General features: G+C 59.4%; 16 protein-coding genes. 7 read left to right on the top strand and 9 right to left on the bottom strand.

What is annotated here, in order from left to right:
• Positions 1-20 precede the first annotated feature (20 nt).
• Positions 21-686, bottom strand: a complete 666-nt coding sequence (locus CLV84_RS19205) for a hypothetical protein (protein ID WP_104421455.1) — start codon at positions 684-686, stop codon at positions 21-23.
• A 238-nt stretch (positions 687-924) separates the two neighbouring features.
• Between CLV84_RS19205 and CLV84_RS19210 the strand changes: the two genes are divergently transcribed.
• From CLV84_RS19210 to apaG, 6 genes are all read left to right on the top strand, one after another.
• Positions 925-1,554: an SH3 domain-containing protein gene (locus CLV84_RS19210; RefSeq protein ID WP_170067783.1), complete on the top strand. Its 630-nt coding sequence runs from the start codon at positions 925-927 to the stop codon at positions 1,552-1,554.
• A 20-nt stretch (positions 1,555-1,574) separates the two neighbouring features.
• Complete coding sequence (locus CLV84_RS19215; RefSeq protein ID WP_104421457.1) at positions 1,575-2,492, top strand: LpxD N-terminal domain-containing protein; 918 nt, start codon at positions 1,575-1,577, stop codon at positions 2,490-2,492.
• A gap of 63 nt (positions 2,493-2,555) precedes the next feature.
• Entirely contained in the window at positions 2,556-4,778 is a 2,223-nt protein-coding gene (locus CLV84_RS19220; protein ID WP_104421458.1) for a RelA/SpoT family protein, read from the top strand.
• 18 nt (positions 4,779-4,796) lie between these two features.
• On the top strand, positions 4,797-5,258 hold the full coding sequence (locus tag CLV84_RS19225; RefSeq protein ID WP_104421459.1) for a Fur family transcriptional regulator: 462 nt from the start codon (positions 4,797-4,799) through the stop codon (positions 5,256-5,258).
• 96 nt (positions 5,259-5,354) lie between these two features.
• Complete coding sequence (locus CLV84_RS19230; protein ID WP_104421460.1) at positions 5,355-5,732, top strand: DUF3127 domain-containing protein; 378 nt, start codon at positions 5,355-5,357, stop codon at positions 5,730-5,732.
• A gap of 119 nt (positions 5,733-5,851) precedes the next feature.
• Positions 5,852-6,244 (top strand): Co2+/Mg2+ efflux protein ApaG, encoded by a 393-nt coding sequence (gene apaG, locus CLV84_RS19235; protein ID WP_104421461.1) that lies wholly within the window; start codon positions 5,852-5,854, stop codon positions 6,242-6,244.
• Positions 6,245-6,265: 21 nt separating this feature from the next.
• Here apaG and CLV84_RS19240 read toward each other — a convergent pair whose 3' ends face one another.
• Together CLV84_RS19240 and CLV84_RS19245 are read right to left on the bottom strand one after the other, a co-directional pair.
• Complete coding sequence (locus tag CLV84_RS19240) at positions 6,266-7,027, bottom strand: segregation and condensation protein A (RefSeq protein WP_170067784.1); 762 nt, start codon at positions 7,025-7,027, stop codon at positions 6,266-6,268.
• Positions 7,028-7,430: 403 nt separating this feature from the next.
• Complete coding sequence (locus CLV84_RS19245; RefSeq protein WP_104421463.1) at positions 7,431-7,946, bottom strand: GAF domain-containing protein; 516 nt, start codon at positions 7,944-7,946, stop codon at positions 7,431-7,433.
• Between the two features lie 65 nt (positions 7,947-8,011).
• Here CLV84_RS19245 and CLV84_RS19250 point away from each other — a divergent pair, with 65 nt between their 5' ends.
• The gene (locus CLV84_RS19250; RefSeq protein ID WP_104421464.1) at positions 8,012-9,025 is read left to right on the top strand and encodes an SDR family oxidoreductase; all 1,014 of its coding nucleotides are present in this window, start codon (positions 8,012-8,014) and stop codon (positions 9,023-9,025) included.
• Positions 9,026-9,202: 177 nt separating this feature from the next.
• Here the strand turns inward: CLV84_RS19250 and CLV84_RS19255 are convergent, their stop codons facing one another.
• The 6 genes from CLV84_RS19255 to CLV84_RS19280 all read right to left on the bottom strand — a co-directional run bounded on the left by CLV84_RS19255 (position 9,203) and on the right by CLV84_RS19280 (position 15,001).
• The gene (locus CLV84_RS19255; protein WP_104421465.1) at positions 9,203-10,045 is read right to left on the bottom strand and encodes a DUF2911 domain-containing protein; all 843 of its coding nucleotides are present in this window, start codon (positions 10,043-10,045) and stop codon (positions 9,203-9,205) included.
• Between the two features lie 404 nt (positions 10,046-10,449).
• Positions 10,450-11,649: an ATP-grasp domain-containing protein gene (locus tag CLV84_RS19260; RefSeq protein WP_104421466.1), complete on the bottom strand. Its 1,200-nt coding sequence runs from the start codon at positions 11,647-11,649 to the stop codon at positions 10,450-10,452.
• Positions 11,650-11,732: 83 nt separating this feature from the next.
• The gene (locus CLV84_RS19265; RefSeq protein ID WP_104421467.1) at positions 11,733-12,167 is read right to left on the bottom strand and encodes a pyridoxamine 5'-phosphate oxidase family protein; all 435 of its coding nucleotides are present in this window, start codon (positions 12,165-12,167) and stop codon (positions 11,733-11,735) included.
• Positions 12,168-12,273: 106 nt separating this feature from the next.
• Positions 12,274-13,548: a TRAP transporter large permease gene (locus CLV84_RS19270; protein WP_104421468.1), complete on the bottom strand. Its 1,275-nt coding sequence runs from the start codon at positions 13,546-13,548 to the stop codon at positions 12,274-12,276.
• Complete coding sequence (locus tag CLV84_RS19275; protein ID WP_104421469.1) at positions 13,545-14,021, bottom strand: TRAP transporter small permease; 477 nt, start codon at positions 14,019-14,021, stop codon at positions 13,545-13,547. Before CLV84_RS19275 ends, CLV84_RS19270 begins: the two co-directional genes overlap by 4 nt.
• A complete protein-coding gene (locus CLV84_RS19280; RefSeq protein ID WP_104421470.1) occupies positions 14,018-15,001 on the bottom strand; it encodes a TRAP transporter substrate-binding protein in 984 nt (327 codons plus the stop codon). Before CLV84_RS19280 ends, CLV84_RS19275 begins: the two co-directional genes overlap by 4 nt.
• Positions 15,002-15,276 lie beyond the last annotated feature (275 nt).

Consider the following 15,276-nt stretch of genomic DNA (forward strand, 5'->3'; position numbering starts at 1 on the left):
TGGTTTTTCCTGTATAGCGGCTAGTCGCGCCGTTTGTTTAAGCGGGCGGCGCGAAATTGACTGGCCGTTCGCCAGGAAAGGTAGTAAGCATAACCGTATGCCGCAAATAGCGCCAGTAAGCCGATCACGAATATGTCCAGGCTGATCCAGGTCGTGGCCGGCGCGTGCTCGGGGTAAAAGTTTTTCACTACCAACAGGTTGACCGTGACCACCAGGGCGGTCAGCAGCATGCAAAAGATGCAGGCGGCCCGGCCGAATTGCAACACCTTCGTCTGCCGCCGGAAGAGGGTCGTACGCAAAAAACGGAAGTACACTTCCTTGCCGGGTCGCATGGCTACCAGCTCGCGCAGGACGTGCTCGGCCGTGGCGTGATCCTGGATCCGGAAAGCACTGGCCGCCTTCCGGAAGAGTTGGTATTCGAAGATCTCCTCCTTTCGGCCGGGTACCCGTCGGATGTCGTGACGGATACTTGCGTGGATCACCAGATCCACCATCAGCTGGTGCTCCCGGTAAGCTCCCGTCTCGAAGAGCGCATCCACGTACCAGACCGTCAGTTCGAAGTTTTCCACTACGTCAAGCCGGCCGATCTCCTGCTCCCGCTCCTCGTACGTCCGGATGATGCGGTGGTAGTCCGTAGGGTCGACGGCCCGGAGTTCGCGGTACAACTGGGAGTAGTGGCGGGGCATGTAGGAGGTACGATTTACTGCGATGTTTCAGTAGCGGAACCCCCGCCGGAGGAGAAGGGTTCTCGATTTTCTTCGTCGTGTTGGGTAGGGGAAGACACATCGACACTTTTGACCGCCAGCCGTTGCGTCGTCTGGCACCGCGCATCAAACACAACACTCGTACCTTGCGGACGGATAAGCGATGTGTAGGCCCCCCAATCGTAAATCGTACTCCCAGAATTGTAAACCAATCATCACCATGGCCACGCAAAAGCGTTCTTCCTCCCAAGTAGTTCCCTTCGTGATCGTGTCCCTCGTCACCCTGATCTTCATGATCTGGGCCATGCGGCAGTGCAGCCAGAACGAAAGTGATTACGCCATGATCGAGGAACAGGAAACGCGGGAAGATTACCTGGAACGTCGCGACAGCATCCTCCGCGACTCGATCCGCAAGCTCCGGGAGGCGCAGCCCCAGGTTTCGGCGGCCGAATCCCTGCTTTCCGATGCCGAGCAGGAGCGCTTGGCCCGGGAAGCCGCCCTCCTGCGGGCGCGTACCCAGCCCCTCCCCGGAGACAGTAGCGTTTACCTGCCCGGTCAGGTAAACCGTCCCGTAGTGGTGCAAAAGGAAACGACGCTGTATAGCACGATCGACGGACTGAACGTACGCGTACAACCGAAACTCGGCGCACCCATTATCGGTAGGCTCAATCTCTACGAGCAGGTTACGTACATGAACGAAGTAACGGACTCCCTCTTCACCATCGATTTGGGTGAGGTAACCCCCACCGAACCTTGGGTGAAAATCCGCCTGGACAACGGAAAGCAAGGTTGGGTGTACGGCGCCGGGGTCAGTTTCTATAAGTATAAGCTGGAAGGCGTCCTGAATTAACTAATCCGCTCCCATCTGCCATGAAACTTACCACGCCCACCACCGCGGCCGCTTTGGCCGAGCAATTCGGCGCAGACCTTTTGGGCGACGGAGCGCAGGAGGTAACCGGCCTCAACGAAATTCACCACGTCGAACCCGGAGACCTCTGCTTCGTCGATCATCCCCGCTACTACGCGGCCACCCTGGCGTCGGCGGCATCGGTCATTCTGATCGACCGTCCCTACCCCTGCCCGGAGGGAAAAGCACTGCTCGTTCATCCCCAACCATTCGCGGTGTATAATGGCATCGTGTGGGGGCAGCGGCCACGGGCCGACGAAACGGCCGAACGGAGCGAAGCGCCCGTCGTCGGGGCCGGCACGTACGTCGCGCCCGGAGCCCACTTGGGGCGTGGCGTGGTGATCGGCGACCGTTGCCACATCGGACCGAATGCCGTGATCGGCGACGGCTGCACCCTGGGCGACCGGGTGATCGTCAGCGCGGGAACCGTAGTCGGCGGGGAGGCCTTCTATTTCAAGCGGACCGCCGACGGCCTCCTTCCTTGGCGGAGCGGGGGCAGCGTTCACCTGGAGGACGACGTTTTCCTGGGCCCCTGCTGTACGATCGCCCGTGGCGTTTCGTCTACGACGGTGATCGGAGCCGGCAGCAAGCTGGACGCCCAGGTGCAGATCGGACACGATTGCAAGGTCGGCCGCCACGTGCAGATGGCCGCCCAGGTCGGCGTAGCGGGTAACTGCACCATTGGGGACTGGTCCATTTTGCAGGGGCAGGCGGGCATCGCCCAGAACGTCAAGCTCGGTGAACGCACCGTGATCATGGCGCAGAGCGGAGTAGGCCGCGACCTGGAAGGGGGCAAGAGCTGGTTCGGCTCGCCGGTACAGGAAGCCCGAAAAGCTTTTCGCGACATGGTACTGGTAAGGAAATTAGGCGACAAAGCCTGATCCCCGTGAGACCTTTGGTGCGGTTGCTCGTCCAAATGAAGCTAATGATTGTTAATAAAATATATGGCTGAAGTACTGGACATTACGGTAGAGGAACAAACGGCGATCGACCACGCTTACGAGGACATGATCGCCAGCCTGCGTACGCCCTATTCCCAGGAAGACCGGGAGCAGATGAACCGGGCCTTCCGCCTGGCGAACTTCAGCCACCGCCACCAACGGCGCAAATCCCGGGAGCCCTACATTTTCCACCCCATCGCGGTAGCCAAGATCTGCGCGGAGGAGATCGGCCTCGGACCGACTGCGATCTGCGCCGCGTTGCTGCACGACGTCGTGGAAGATACGCCGGTTACGATCGAGGAGCTGCAGGATCAGTTTGGCGACCGCATCGCTCAGATGGTGGGTGGCCTGACCAAACTGGACAGTGCCTACCAATCCGAAAGCAAGCAGGCGGAGAACTTTAAAAAGGTACTCAGTACGCTGATCGTCGACGTACGTATCGTACTCATCAAGATGGCCGACCGCCTGCACAATATGCGGACCATCAAGAGCATGCCGGAGCACAAGCAGCTCAAAATTGCCGCCGAAACGAGTTACATCTACGCCCCCCTGGCCCACCGGCTCGGCCTGTACAACTTCCGCTCGGAATTCCTCGACCTGTGCATGAAAGTGCTCGAGCGGGAAGACTACAGCGCCGTAGCGCGTAAGCTACAGGAAACGAAAGCCGCCCGGGAAAAGTACATCGAAAGCTTCATCGCCCCGCTGCGGGCCAAGCTCGACGAACTCGGGTATCCGTACCGCATCTTCGGAAGGCCCAAGTCGATCTACAGCATCTCGAACAAGATTAAGAAAAAGCAGGTCCCCTTCGAGCAGATTTACGACCTGTTTGCCGTGCGGATCATTCTGGACGTGCCCCGGGAAAAGGAAAAACTCGCCGCTTGGGCCGTGTACAGTACGATTACGGACGCCTACCAGGCCGTGCCTTCCCGGCTTAAGGACTGGATCACCATTCCCAAATCGAACGGGTACGAGAGCCTGCACACCACCGTAGTGGGCCCCGCCGCCCGCTTCGTCGAAGTGCAGATCCGGAGTGAACGGATGAACGAGATCGCCGAACGCGGGTTTGCCGCTCACTGGAAGTACAAGGGGGTTACGAACCAACGCGACGTTTACGAGCAGTGGTTCGAGAGTGTCCGGGACATCCTGGAAAATCCGAACAGCGACACCGTCCAGTTTCTCGGTGATTTCCGGGCGAACAGCTTCTTCAACGAGGAAGTCTACGTCTATACGCCAGACGGGGATATGAAAGCCCTGCCAAAGGGTTCGACTGCCCTGGACTTCGCCTTCAGCGTCCACAGCATGGTGGGCTACCACTGCCAGAGTATCCTGTGCGACGAGCGCATCGTACCGATGTCGTACGTGCTCCGCAACGGCGACCGGCTCAAGGTCAACACCAATCCCCAGCAGAAGCCCAACCCGAACTGGCTGGATATGGTGAAGACCGGCAAAGCCAAAGCCAAGATCCGGCAATCGCTGAAGGAGGAGAAGCGGCAGCAAGGGGAGCTGGCCAAGGAGGCCCTGCACCGCAAACTGAAGAAACTGCACGTGGAAGACGAAAAGGCGGCAGTGGAAACCCTGGCCAGGCACTGGACGGAAGGAAGCCACGTCGATCTTTTCTACGATCTCGGCCGCGAGGCGCTCAGTATCGCCCAGGTACTCAAACCCTTCGCGGTGGAGCACGGTAAACTGACCATTGCCGCTCCTGCGCCGCTGCCGCAAGAAAAAGAACCCGAAAGCAAGGGCCGCCGCAACGGGGCCAACCGGAAGAAAGGGACCACCAAGCTGCTGATCAACGGAGAGCCCGGCGACCAGCTGGAGTATACCATGGCCAGCTGCTGTAATCCCGTGCAGGGCGACCAGGTGTTCGCCTACCTCACGTCCAACGCCGGACTGAAGATCCACCGGGTCATCTGCCCGAACGCGGAGAACCTGATGGCCAACTACGATTACCGGATCATGAAGGCGGAGTGGGTAAGCACCACCGACCACAGCTTCGTAGCCGAACTGAAGCTAACCGGCCTGGACAGCGGCAAGGGGGTAATCGAAACCATCAGCCACGAGATCACGCAGATGGACCTCGACATCCGCAGTTTCAACATCGCCGCCGAGAGCGGCACCTTCACCGCCCGGATCAGCGTGCTGGTGCGCAATACCGATCAGTTGCGGCTGGCATCCAGGGCTTTGCAAAACTTAGACAACGTCTCAACCGTTTCCCGGGTAGAATAACGATTTTTTCCACGACGCATGCAATCCAATCCAACCACCGACATCCAACAGGTCAAGGACATTTTTTCCGAGCATTTGCGCGAGCGCAAGGCCCGCCGCACGCCGGAGCGCTTCGCTATCCTGGAAGAAATCTACAACCGCGACGACCACTTCGACGCCGAGTCGCTCTACATCCACATGAAGACCAACAATTACCGGGTGAGCCGGGCAACGGTCTACAATACGCTCGAGTTGCTGGTCAGCTGCGACCTGGTTAAAAAGCACCAGTTCGGCAAAAACCTGGCCCAGTACGAAAAGAGCTACGGCTACAAGCAGCACGATCACCTGATCTGCAACACCTGTGGCCGGGTCACCGAGTTCTGCGATCCGCGGGTGCAGCAGATCAAGAACATGATGGGCGACATCCTGAGCTTCCGGGTCACCGGCCACAGCCTCAATCTGTACGGCGAGTGCGCGGGAGCCTGCGAGCGGACCCAGTAAGCCCTCGTAATGTAATTCCACTCCCTAATTGTCGTGGCTTTCCGAACCGGAAGCCCGACTAAATTGCTAGATTAGCGAAAGACCAAAATTCAACTTATGTCATTCGAAATTACCGGAGAGCTCGTCAAGAAATACGAAACCGAAACCAAAGGCGAAAGCTTCCGCGTCCGTGATTTTGTCATCAAGGCCAACGACGGCGGGCAGTACGACAACTTCGTTAAGTTCCAGTGCACCCAGGACCGCACGGCCATCATCGACCAGTACAATGAGGGCGACGAGATCAAAGTCCACTTCGACCTCCGCGGCCGCCAGTGGCAAGACAAGTACTTCACCAACCTCAACGCCTGGCGCGTCGAGGCGTCGAGTAGCGACAACGCTTCCGCCCCGGCCGCAAATAACAACGACGCCCCCGGCGACTTCCCCTCCGCCCAGGATGCCCCCGTCGTCGAAGCCGATGACGACCTGCCCTTCTAGGCGTCAGGTAGCAAAGCCGCCGCCTACCGGACTATCGAGCCGACGAAATCGGCTCACTACCCCACTAACGAATCGGCGGAGCCGATTACTAATAAGCTGGCGCAGCCAGCGAACCCACTATGACCAGCCAAACCACCCAACGCATTACCGTCAGCGCCGAGAGCTTCTACCAGGAGCAATACTCCCAGCCCGAGCAGGAGCAGTACGTTCACGCGTACCGGATCCGCATATCGAATAACAGCGCCTTACCGATCAAGCTGTTGAGCCGGTCGTGGGAAGTGATCGAAGGCACCGGCGAACGCAGGCTGGTGGAAGGCGAGGGCGTGGTTGGCAAGCAACCCCTTATTGCCCCCGGAGAATCCTACGAGTACAACAGCTGGGTGCAGTTCAGAACGCCGATCGGTGCCATGCAGGGCAGCTATGTGATGTACCGTGAACACGGAGGAACGGAGAACTACTTCCAGGTGGAGGTGCCCCGCTTCTTGCACCTTACGCCGGCGGTCCTGAATTAGAACCGTAGCAAAGGAGGCGTTTTATTCCTCCTCCAGGCTACCCGCTTCCAGATAAAAATCGTTTACCCCCGCAGCGCCCACCAGTCTTACCTGGTGGGCGTTTAGTAATTCCAGTAGGCCCAGGAAGGTAATGATGGCGTGGAGCCGGGTCGTGCACACCCCGAAAATGGCTGCGAAGCCCGGTTTTTCTTTCCCAAACTGGACACCGTGAACCAGCGCGAGAATGCGGTCCTGCTGCTCCTCGATGGTGTGGGTAAACTGGGCCACTTCGTGGATCACCGGCCGTTTGCTGGCCTCTTCCAGCCGCGCCATCATGCGTTCGTAGGCGCGTAAGAGCTTGAACAGGGTGACACTTTCCAATTCGACGTCCACGAGGGCTTTCGTGGCGAGTTGCTCGAGCTCGTCCTCCACGTTGCCCCGGTAATTGCGTAATCCGCGCCGGGTCTCCAATTCGCGGAGTTCCTTTAGTACGCTTTTATAGCGTTTGTACTCTAGCAGTCGCTGGACCAATTCTTCCCGGGGGTCTATTTCGTTGCCCTCCTCGTCTACGGGCTTGCGGGGGATCAGCATCTTAGCTTTGATCCGGCAGAGGGTGGACGCTACCAGGACGAACTCGCTGGCCAGGTCGATGTCCATTTGCTCCGCCGCCCGCATGTAGTCGAGAAAGTCGTTGGTTACCTGGGAGATGGGAATGTCGTAGATATCCAGCTCGTCCCGCTCGATGAAGAAGAGGAGCAGGTCGAAGGGGCCTTCGAATTGGGGGAGCTTGATGGTGTAGCTCAAGGGGATTTGTGATACTTGATTTGCGGTTTACGAGGTAGGATTTGGTGGGGATGCTCGCTTTGCTCGTGGGGCTAAGGTACGCTTCATTAGTTGTCCGTCCAGCGTAGCTGGCCTGCCGATGGGTGGGTGTTGAATAGACTCGCTGCGCTCGGTGCACCTGCGGCGGGGGTTCACACTGATTCCACGGATTCGCTTCGCGGCTGCCTTCGGCGCTTCGGATACGGATTGAATTTGCTAGTGGTCTGCCGAACGCAGTGTAACGGAGTTCGTCCGCTCACGGGTCCTGGAGGCTGACAAGCTTCGCTCGTTGCGAGTATTAGTCGTCCGCCCACGGTTCCGACACCAGGCATTTTCTGGCATAGGCTTTTTTGGGCAGACGAGCTTCGCTCGGCGGACCAAAAAGCTACCCGAATATCGACAGGATCCGCTCCAGCCACTGCTGGTCTATTTCGTCAAAGCTGTCCTCAACGGAGCTATCCACGTCAAATACGCCTAGCAGGCTTCCATCGGCCCGGCGGACGGGCAGCACGATCTCCGAGCGGCTGTTGGGATCGCAGGCGATGTGCTCTTTACCCTGTTCGAGGGCATGGGTATTGCCGACGATCTTGGTCCGGCCGGTGGCGGCGACCGTACCGCAGACCCCCCGCCCGAAGTCAATGTACAGGCAGCCAAGGGTGCCCTGGTAGGGCCCGACCACCAGCCGTCCGTTGCGTACGAGGTAGAATCCGACCCAGTAGTAATAGGGGAGGAAGGTCTTAAGCAGGCAATTGATTGTCGCCATTTTCATGGTATCGTCCGCCTCGTCACCGATGGTGGCAATGATCGCGGCGTAGGCCTGATCGTAGGCGGTTGCTTTCTCCTCCGGGGAAAGATTTACGGAGGGTTTGACGAAGTAGGGCATTTCGGAGCTGGCGGACATGCGTATCCGAACAATGTAACCCGGCCACCCGGTTGTACTAAGTATATACTAAACGTCTTTAAGCTATGTCAACAACACAATTCGAACGTCCCCGTACCATCGTGATCACCGGAGCATCGGCCGGTATCGGTCGGGCCATCGCCCGGGAGTTCGCCAAGGAACACGCCCGCATCGGCCTGATTGCCCGCAATAAGGAGGGCTTGGAAGCCGCCCGCCGGGAGGTGGAAGCACTGGGTGGGGAGGCCCTAGTACTGCCGCTTGACGTTTCCGATTTCCGTGCGCTGGACGAAGCCGCCAGTAAGGTGGAAGAAACTTACGGCCCGATCGACGTGTGGGTGAATAACGCGATGAACAGCGTCCTGGGTTTATTCAAGGACATCGATATGGACGAGTTCAAGCGGGTCACCGAAGTGACGTACCTCGGCGTAGTCTACGGTACGAAGTGCGCCCTCAAGCGCATGCAGCCCCGTAACCGGGGGAGCATCGTCTTTGTAGGTTCCGCGCTCGCCTACCGGGGCATTCCGCTGCAAACGGCTTACTGCGGGGCCAAGCATGCCATAGAAGGCTTTTACGACAGCATCCGTTCCGAGCTGAAGCACGAGAAAAGCAACGTTAAAACTACCATGGTACAGTTGCCGGGCATCAACACCCCCCAGTTCAATATGGTGCGGAACAAGTTGACGAAGCAGCCCCGGCCCATGGGAACAATCTACCAGCCGGAGGTAGCCGCCCGGGCAGTGGTGTCGGCCGCTAATACGAACGATCGGGAATACTACGTCGGGCTGCCCGCCGTCCAGACCATCCTGGGGAGCAAGCTATTCCCGGGCCTGATGGACCTCTTCCTCGGTAAAACCGCCGTGGAAGGGCAGCAAACCGAAGAAGCCGCCACCCACAGTCAGGACTACCTCTTCGAAACCGTCCCCGGCGACCACGGCAGCCACGGCGACTTCGACGATAAAGCCAAGAAGAGTGGCATTGTGATGAAGGGGTCGACGGTACGGGTGTTGGCATCGGCCGTCGTCTTTGGCACGGTGATCGCGGCTACCAGCCTGATCACGAGTTCCATTAATCGGCGGTAGGGGACGGAGACCGGTACCGGACACTCAAAGGTGGCTTCGCCAACACTTTGAGGTCATTCCTTATGCTCCTGGTAAAAGCACAGGACCTCGGAGGGTGCTTGCACCTGCGCGTGTCCGGACAATAAAAAGGGCGCACCGGAATCTCCGGTGCGCCCTTTTTAATTGCAGTAAAGGATCCTATTTCATATCCCACTCCTCGATCGAGGCTTCGTTCATGCGCACGTAGTCCATGTTGCCGGCTTCCTGGGCTAGCTCCATCGACTTGCGGGCTACTTCCACGGCTTCGTCGTTGCGGCCGAGGTCGTGCAGGATCACGGCTTCGCGGCGCAGCATCCAGTAGGCGGGGTTGTCGCTCATGCCGTTCGCTTTCTGGACGTACTCCAGGGCCTTTTCGTTTTCGCCTACTTCGTTGAGGAAGGTGGCGGCCTGGAAGTAATCGTTGGTGCTCGGTCCGGCCATTACCCGGTCGATGGTGGCCATCACGCTCTCCTTGGCGTTCGACTGAACGGGCAGGGCAACCATCGCTTCTCCCCACTTCATGGTGAGCTCGGCACCGTCGAGACTGTAGTTGGCTACGTCGATGGTGAAGGTTTCGGCTTCGTCTTCGGCTTCGACTACTTCCGCGGTGACCGTTACGGCGGGTTCCCGTTCCACGTAGGCGGTCCACTGTCCGCCGGCATAGTCATAAAACATCACTTCCCACTGATCTTCGGTGGGGCGGGTGAGGATGGCGTAGGCTCCGGCGGGAACTTCTTGGCCGGCTAGGGTAACGGCATCGCTGAAGGTAATCTTGGTGGCTTGGTTAGCACCGGTGCGCCAGATTTCGCCGTAGGGTACCAGTCCGCCCTCGCCGAAGAGGTCGCGGCCTTTCTTTCCGGGGCGGCTGTACTCGATTGCTACGTCGGTGAGTCCGATCGTGGTCTCCACTTTAGACAGGGGTGACGGGGGCGGTGACTGGATCTGAGCCGTCAACCCGGCCGTAAGCAACGCAAAACAAAGGGTGAGAATACGTACGCGCATTGGTTGTTAGTTGGTTTGGGCGGCAAAGATAAGCTTTCCGGGGCGCCGGCGCGCAGGTGAATCGCTCAACAAAAAGAGTAGGGGAGATGACAAATTCGATCCGGTTCGGTCCTGCGGAATAGTATCCTCTCGGGTCAAAGGCCACTCGACCTTTTTACGTACTAGGGAGGCTCTCTGAGTTGAGTTGTCCTGCGCGGCAGTATCATCCCGGGCTGGAAGCCACTCGACCTTTGTGCGTGGCTGAGGTCGAGGCTTTCCGAGCCGAGTTGTCCTGCGGGAAACCATTATCTCGCGCTAAAAGCCACAAGACCCCCACAAGTGCTAAAGCCCAATCCACCCCCTAAAAATAGATCTTATCTCCTCCAAACTGCCCCTCTATCACTTATCCCCTGCATACTACCCACCTAGTGCAAACTCTTACTAGCCGGCGGAGCCGAAGCATGAAAGTCCCGGCCAATCCGACCGGCGTAATCGTCGAGCAAGTCTAGAATCCGCTGCGTAGACTCCGAGGCGACGATCAGGCCGATATGCTGCTTTTTGTCCATCCGCCAGACGATCTCCGGGTCGGTGAAGCCGGCCGTATCGGGATGCTCGTAGCGAGACAGGCTGACAATGATGCCCGACTGGTCGTAGCGGCGCTGGGGGACGCTGTAGGGCTTCTCCTGCGCCATCGCCGTTTCGAGTTTGGCCCATTCTTCCCATAGGCTCACGCCCGTGGCCGCCTCCACCATTTCGGCGAGGTGGGCGCCGCCGACCCGACTGGCGGTTTCCAGGAAGACGAACTGGCCATCCTGGGTCTTAATAAACTCCGTGTGGGAGGCACTGAATTGCATCCGGAAGGCGTGCATTACGTCCTCGGTAAGGCGACGCAGGATTACGGCGTCCTCGTCGTGGTAGGGTACGCTGACGGAGCGGAAGATGCCGCCCCCGTGAGCTACTTCGAAGGGGGTGCTGAGGTAACGGGATACCTGGCAGAAAACGATCTCGCCATCTACGGAAAGGGCATCCACGTGGTAGACATCGCCCGGACGAAACTCCTCGACGAGGAAATCTTTCCGGCGTTCCCCGAGGCTGTGCACATGGTCCCAAAGCTCCTGGGCGGAGTGGACCTTCTTGATCCCGGTGGCGCTGGCTTCCCCGCGGGGTTTCACCAGGCAGGGATAGGTAACGGTATTCGCGTATTGGGTCAGTTCCACGTCGTTGAAGAGGTCGGCAAAGCGGGGTACCGGGATACCGTTCTCCCACGCTCTGACGCGCATAGCTAATTTATCACGAAAATGGCGGGCGGTGGTTTGCCCCATACCCGGAATGCGAAACTCCTCGCGCAGGTAGGCGGCCTTCTCCACGTCGAAGTCGTCGAGGGCGACGACCCGGTCGATCTTTCGGCTGCGGGCCATCCAGGCAAATCCCTTCGCGAGGTTGTACAGGTTGGTGGGGGAATTGCTGTCGTCCTCCAGGTAGAAAAACTCGTCGATCGATTCCCGGGGCCAGAACTCGTGCTCCAGCTTCTTAGCCGTCAGTAGGTAGACGGTATTCCCGGCGGCCTTGGCGGCACGGAGGAAGGGAGCGCCCTTGTAATAGCAGGTAATGCAGAGGATGGTCATGGGGATCGGTTTACGCGGTGCTTGGGAAAGGTAGGCAACTGTCCGCAAATCCGTCCGACCCCGCTGACTGCTCCCCGCGCCGCCTAAGGGATCAACTCGCCCTCGTCCTCACCGTCCCAGTAGTGGATGCGCTCGGCCTGCACCCGGATCATCACCAGCCCCGGGGTGTCGATGCCCTGCTTGAACCACCGTTCCAGGTCCTCTACCCAGTGTTTGGCGAAGCGGGCCTTGTCGCGGATCAGTTCGGCGGTACCCACGATTGCAATGAAGATCGGTGGCTTGCCCAGCAGTCCCTTCTTACCGGTAAAGGTCAGGCCGACGTGGGCGTCGCCCTCGATGTCGCTGACCATCCTCGTGGATTCGTGACAGAAGAAGTAAGAATCGCCGTCGTATTCCACCTCTCCGTTATTGCTCATCGGGCGGCTGGCAACAGCATTGCCTTCAGTGCGCGTCGAAAACATGCCAAAGTCGATGTCCCGAATCTTTTCCGAAAGTTGTTCCAGCGTCATGTCGGCCATAGTGTGCGTATTGTCAGTTGAGCACATAGAACCATACGGCCCGGGCCGATGTGCGGTGACCATCGTCGTCCCACTGCCCCTGCTAGGCTGCCGAGGCCCGGATTCATCAGTCCGCGAACAGCTCCGGTAGCCACAGCGAAAGGCCCGGGAACAGGGTCACCAGCGCCAGTACGAGCAGGCTCATCAGCAGGAAAGGAAAGCCCGCCCGGGCCACGCTGCCGATGGAGGTCTTCCCGATGCCGGCCGCCACGAACAAGCAGACGCCCAGCGGCGGCGTGGTCAGCCCGATCATCAGGTTCAGGACGGCCACCACCGCGAAGTGAATGGGGTCGATCCCCACCTCCATGGCTACGTTCAGGAGGATGGGAAACAGGATCAGCAGCGCCGCGATCGTCTCCATGAAGGTGCCCACGAAGATCAGCAGCAGATTGATCAGCAGCAGGACCAGGTACGGATTACCGGTCAGGTCCAGGATGCCCGCCGACACCGCCTGCGGCAGCCGCTCGATGATCAGGATCCACCCGAAGAGGTTGGCGAAGCCGATGAGGACCATGAGGGCGGCCGAGGTCTTCATCGAGTCCAGGAAGACGACCAGGGCCTTTTTGACGGTCAGTCGCCGGTACACGAACAGCCCGACCAGCAGGGCGTAGATCACCGCCACGATCGAGGCCTCCGTGGGCGTGAAGAAGCCGCCGATGATCCCGTAGAGGATCACCACCGTCATCAAAAGCGCCCAAAAGGTGTCGAAAAAGCTGCGGGCGATCTGCCGCAGGCTGCTCCGGTCGTGTACCGGGTATTTCCGCTTCCGGGAAATGTAATAGGTGAGGCCGAGGAGCGACAGGCCGAGCAGCAGGCCCGGAATGGCCCCCGCCAGGAAGAGTTTGCCCACCGACAGCCCCGTCAGCGTAGCGGCGATGATCATCGATACGCTCGGCGGAATGATGGGGCCTACCGTAGAGGAGGAAGCCGTCACCGCGCAGGCGAAGGGCGCGTCGTAGCCCTCCCGCTTCATGGCCGGGATCATGACCGACCCGATGCTGGCCGTATCCGAAATGGCCGTGCCCGAAATCCCGGCGAAGAGCATGGAGGCCGCGATGTTGGCCAGGGCCAGTCCCCCGCGGATGTGCCCCACCAGCCGGTTGCAGAAGGTGATGATCTTTTCGGTCAGTCCGCCCTGGTTCATGAGGTTGCCCGCCATGATGAAGCCGGGAATGCTCAGCAGGACGAAGACGTCGATGCCCGAGTACATCTTCATCGGCACCACGATCAGGGGAATGTCCGCCACCACCAGATAGAGCAGGCACGACAGCCCCAGGGCGAAGGCGATCGGAAAGCGCAAACCGAGGAAAACCACGAAGCTGCCGAGGAGTAACCAGATCATGCCTGCCCCGAATTAGCCGGTAAGTGCGCCAGTAACCGCTTCACGGCGTAGAGCAGGACGGAAAGCGCCAGCACCACCATACTCCCGAAAGCGATCACCATCGGAAACTGCATGCTCGGTGACCGCTCCGCCAGTCCCATCACCGTAAAGGCCACGGCGTGGTACAGGAAAAGCAGAAAGAGCAGGACGGTCAGGGCGTCAATGGCCACCAGCAGCGGGCGGCGCCACCGGGGGGCGAGCCGGTCGTAGACGAAGTCGAAGTACACGTAGTAGTCCCGCTTCAGAGCCGGCCCCGCGGCGAAGGCGATGGCCAGGACGAAGAACAGGCGCGCGGCTTCCTCCGTCCACGAAGGAGCGGTGGTCATAAACAAGCGGGCGTAGATCTGCACCAGGATACAACCGATGAAGGCCCCGGTCATCAGCAGGGTGCCCCATTTGAGGACGGTATCGGCGATGCGGACGAACGGCCTCACTGGGCGGGGGATTTTAGTTGACGGTACAGCGCCTGCATATCGGGAGAAAGGGTGTTGTATACCGCGTCCCCGCAGCCCGCCACGAAAGCGGGGCGGTCGACCTCCAGAAATTCCATGCCGGCATCCTCCAGGAACTGCCGCGTCTCCTCGGCGTTGGCGTAAAAGAGTTCCCTTTCGTAGGCCTGCATGTCCCTCGCGCAGTCCAGGAAGATCGCCTTCAGGTCGTCGGGAAATTCCTGGAACTGCTTCTCCCCGATCACGGGGTGGGTCCACCCGAAGACGTGGCTGGTCAGGTTGACGTAGTCCTGTACCTCGTAGAAGCCGGCCATCTTGGTGAGGGGCAGGGGATTCTCCTGGGCGTTGATGACGCCCTGCTGCAGGGAAGTGAAGGCTTCGGAAAAAGCCATCGGCGTGGCTTTGGCGCCGAGGGCGTCCCAGGCGGTCACGAAGGCGGGGATGTTCGGGATGCGGATCACCAGCCCCGTCAGGTCGTCCGGGGTCCGGATCGGGCGATTGGAGGTCAGGTGGCGCGGACCGGCCTGAAAGTAGCCGACGGGCCGCAGACCGGTATCCCGGATCATGGCCTCCTCGATCCGCTCGCCGAGCACGCCGTTCATCAGGCTGTCGACCTCCTCCATGCTTTCCATGTAGAAGGGCATTTCGCAGAAGGCCATGATCTCCGTCCAGTTGCTCAGCAGACTACTCGTACTGGTCATATCGATCACCCCGGTCTGGATCATCCGGATGGCCTCGATCTCCTTCGCCAGTTGCTCGGAGGGGTAGGTCTGCAGCACGATCCGGCCGTCGGAGCGCTCTTCCAGGATCTCCCCGAAGTATTCGAAGGCCCGGTACCAGGTGTGGTCTTCGGCCACCAGCAGACTGGCCCGCAACAGAAACTCTGGCTGCCGCTCCTTAGGACGGCACCCCCCGCTTCCTAGCAGGATCAGTACGGGCCAGAGAAGCAGAACGAGTGGGCGCATAGCGCAGGTGCGGTGTTTTCGGGAAGGTAAGCAAAGATGTGTATGGGCGGTTCAATCCGAACCCCCGAAACTGCCTTACGATAGCAACCTGTAACTTCCGCTTCGGTCATCCGTCGTCACCTCAGCGGGGCCGGAATTGATGAAGATGTCTCATCGGTCAACAGTAGCCTCAGGCGTGACGGTGCCCTATACTGGCAGGTTGTATTACCACCAAAATCATCATCAATAGTGATTTTAGGCGGTCGTTTTGGTACTATCTTAGTCTGGTTATCGAC

This window comes from Neolewinella xylanilytica (assembly GCF_002934605.1).
Lineage (GTDB): Bacteria > Bacteroidota > Bacteroidia > Chitinophagales > Saprospiraceae > Neolewinella > Neolewinella xylanilytica.

What these genes read in the sequence shown, in the direction of transcription:
- CLV84_RS19245 (WP_104421463.1), bottom strand. Translation starts at nt 7,946, where the DNA reads ATGTCCGCCAGCTCCGAAATGCCCTACTTCGTCAAACCCTCCGTAAAT.
- CLV84_RS19255 (WP_104421465.1), bottom strand. Translation starts at nt 10,045, where the DNA reads ATGCGCGTACGTATTCTCACCCTTTGTTTTGCGTTGCTTACGGCCGGG.
- CLV84_RS19270 (WP_104421468.1), bottom strand. Translation starts at nt 13,548, where the DNA reads ATGATCTGGTTACTCCTCGGCAGCTTCGTGGTTTTCCTCGGTTTGCGC.
- CLV84_RS19205 (WP_104421455.1), bottom strand. Translation starts at nt 686, where the DNA reads ATGCCCCGCCACTACTCCCAGTTGTACCGCGAACTCCGGGCCGTCGAC.
- CLV84_RS19220 (WP_104421458.1), top strand. Translation starts at nt 2,556, where the DNA reads ATGGCTGAAGTACTGGACATTACGGTAGAGGAACAAACGGCGATCGAC.
- CLV84_RS19215 (WP_104421457.1), top strand. Translation starts at nt 1,575, where the DNA reads ATGAAACTTACCACGCCCACCACCGCGGCCGCTTTGGCCGAGCAATTC.
- apaG (WP_104421461.1), top strand. Translation starts at nt 5,852, where the DNA reads ATGACCAGCCAAACCACCCAACGCATTACCGTCAGCGCCGAGAGCTTC.
- CLV84_RS19280 (WP_104421470.1), bottom strand. Translation starts at nt 15,001, where the DNA reads ATGCGCCCACTCGTTCTGCTTCTCTGGCCCGTACTGATCCTGCTAGGA.
- CLV84_RS19225 (WP_104421459.1), top strand. Translation starts at nt 4,797, where the DNA reads ATGCAATCCAATCCAACCACCGACATCCAACAGGTCAAGGACATTTTT.
- CLV84_RS19230 (WP_104421460.1), top strand. Translation starts at nt 5,355, where the DNA reads ATGTCATTCGAAATTACCGGAGAGCTCGTCAAGAAATACGAAACCGAA.
- CLV84_RS19250 (WP_104421464.1), top strand. Translation starts at nt 8,012, where the DNA reads ATGTCAACAACACAATTCGAACGTCCCCGTACCATCGTGATCACCGGA.
- CLV84_RS19260 (WP_104421466.1), bottom strand. Translation starts at nt 11,649, where the DNA reads ATGACCATCCTCTGCATTACCTGCTATTACAAGGGCGCTCCCTTCCTC.
- CLV84_RS19265 (WP_104421467.1), bottom strand. Translation starts at nt 12,167, where the DNA reads ATGGCCGACATGACGCTGGAACAACTTTCGGAAAAGATTCGGGACATC.
- CLV84_RS19210 (WP_170067783.1), top strand. Translation starts at nt 925, where the DNA reads ATGGCCACGCAAAAGCGTTCTTCCTCCCAAGTAGTTCCCTTCGTGATC.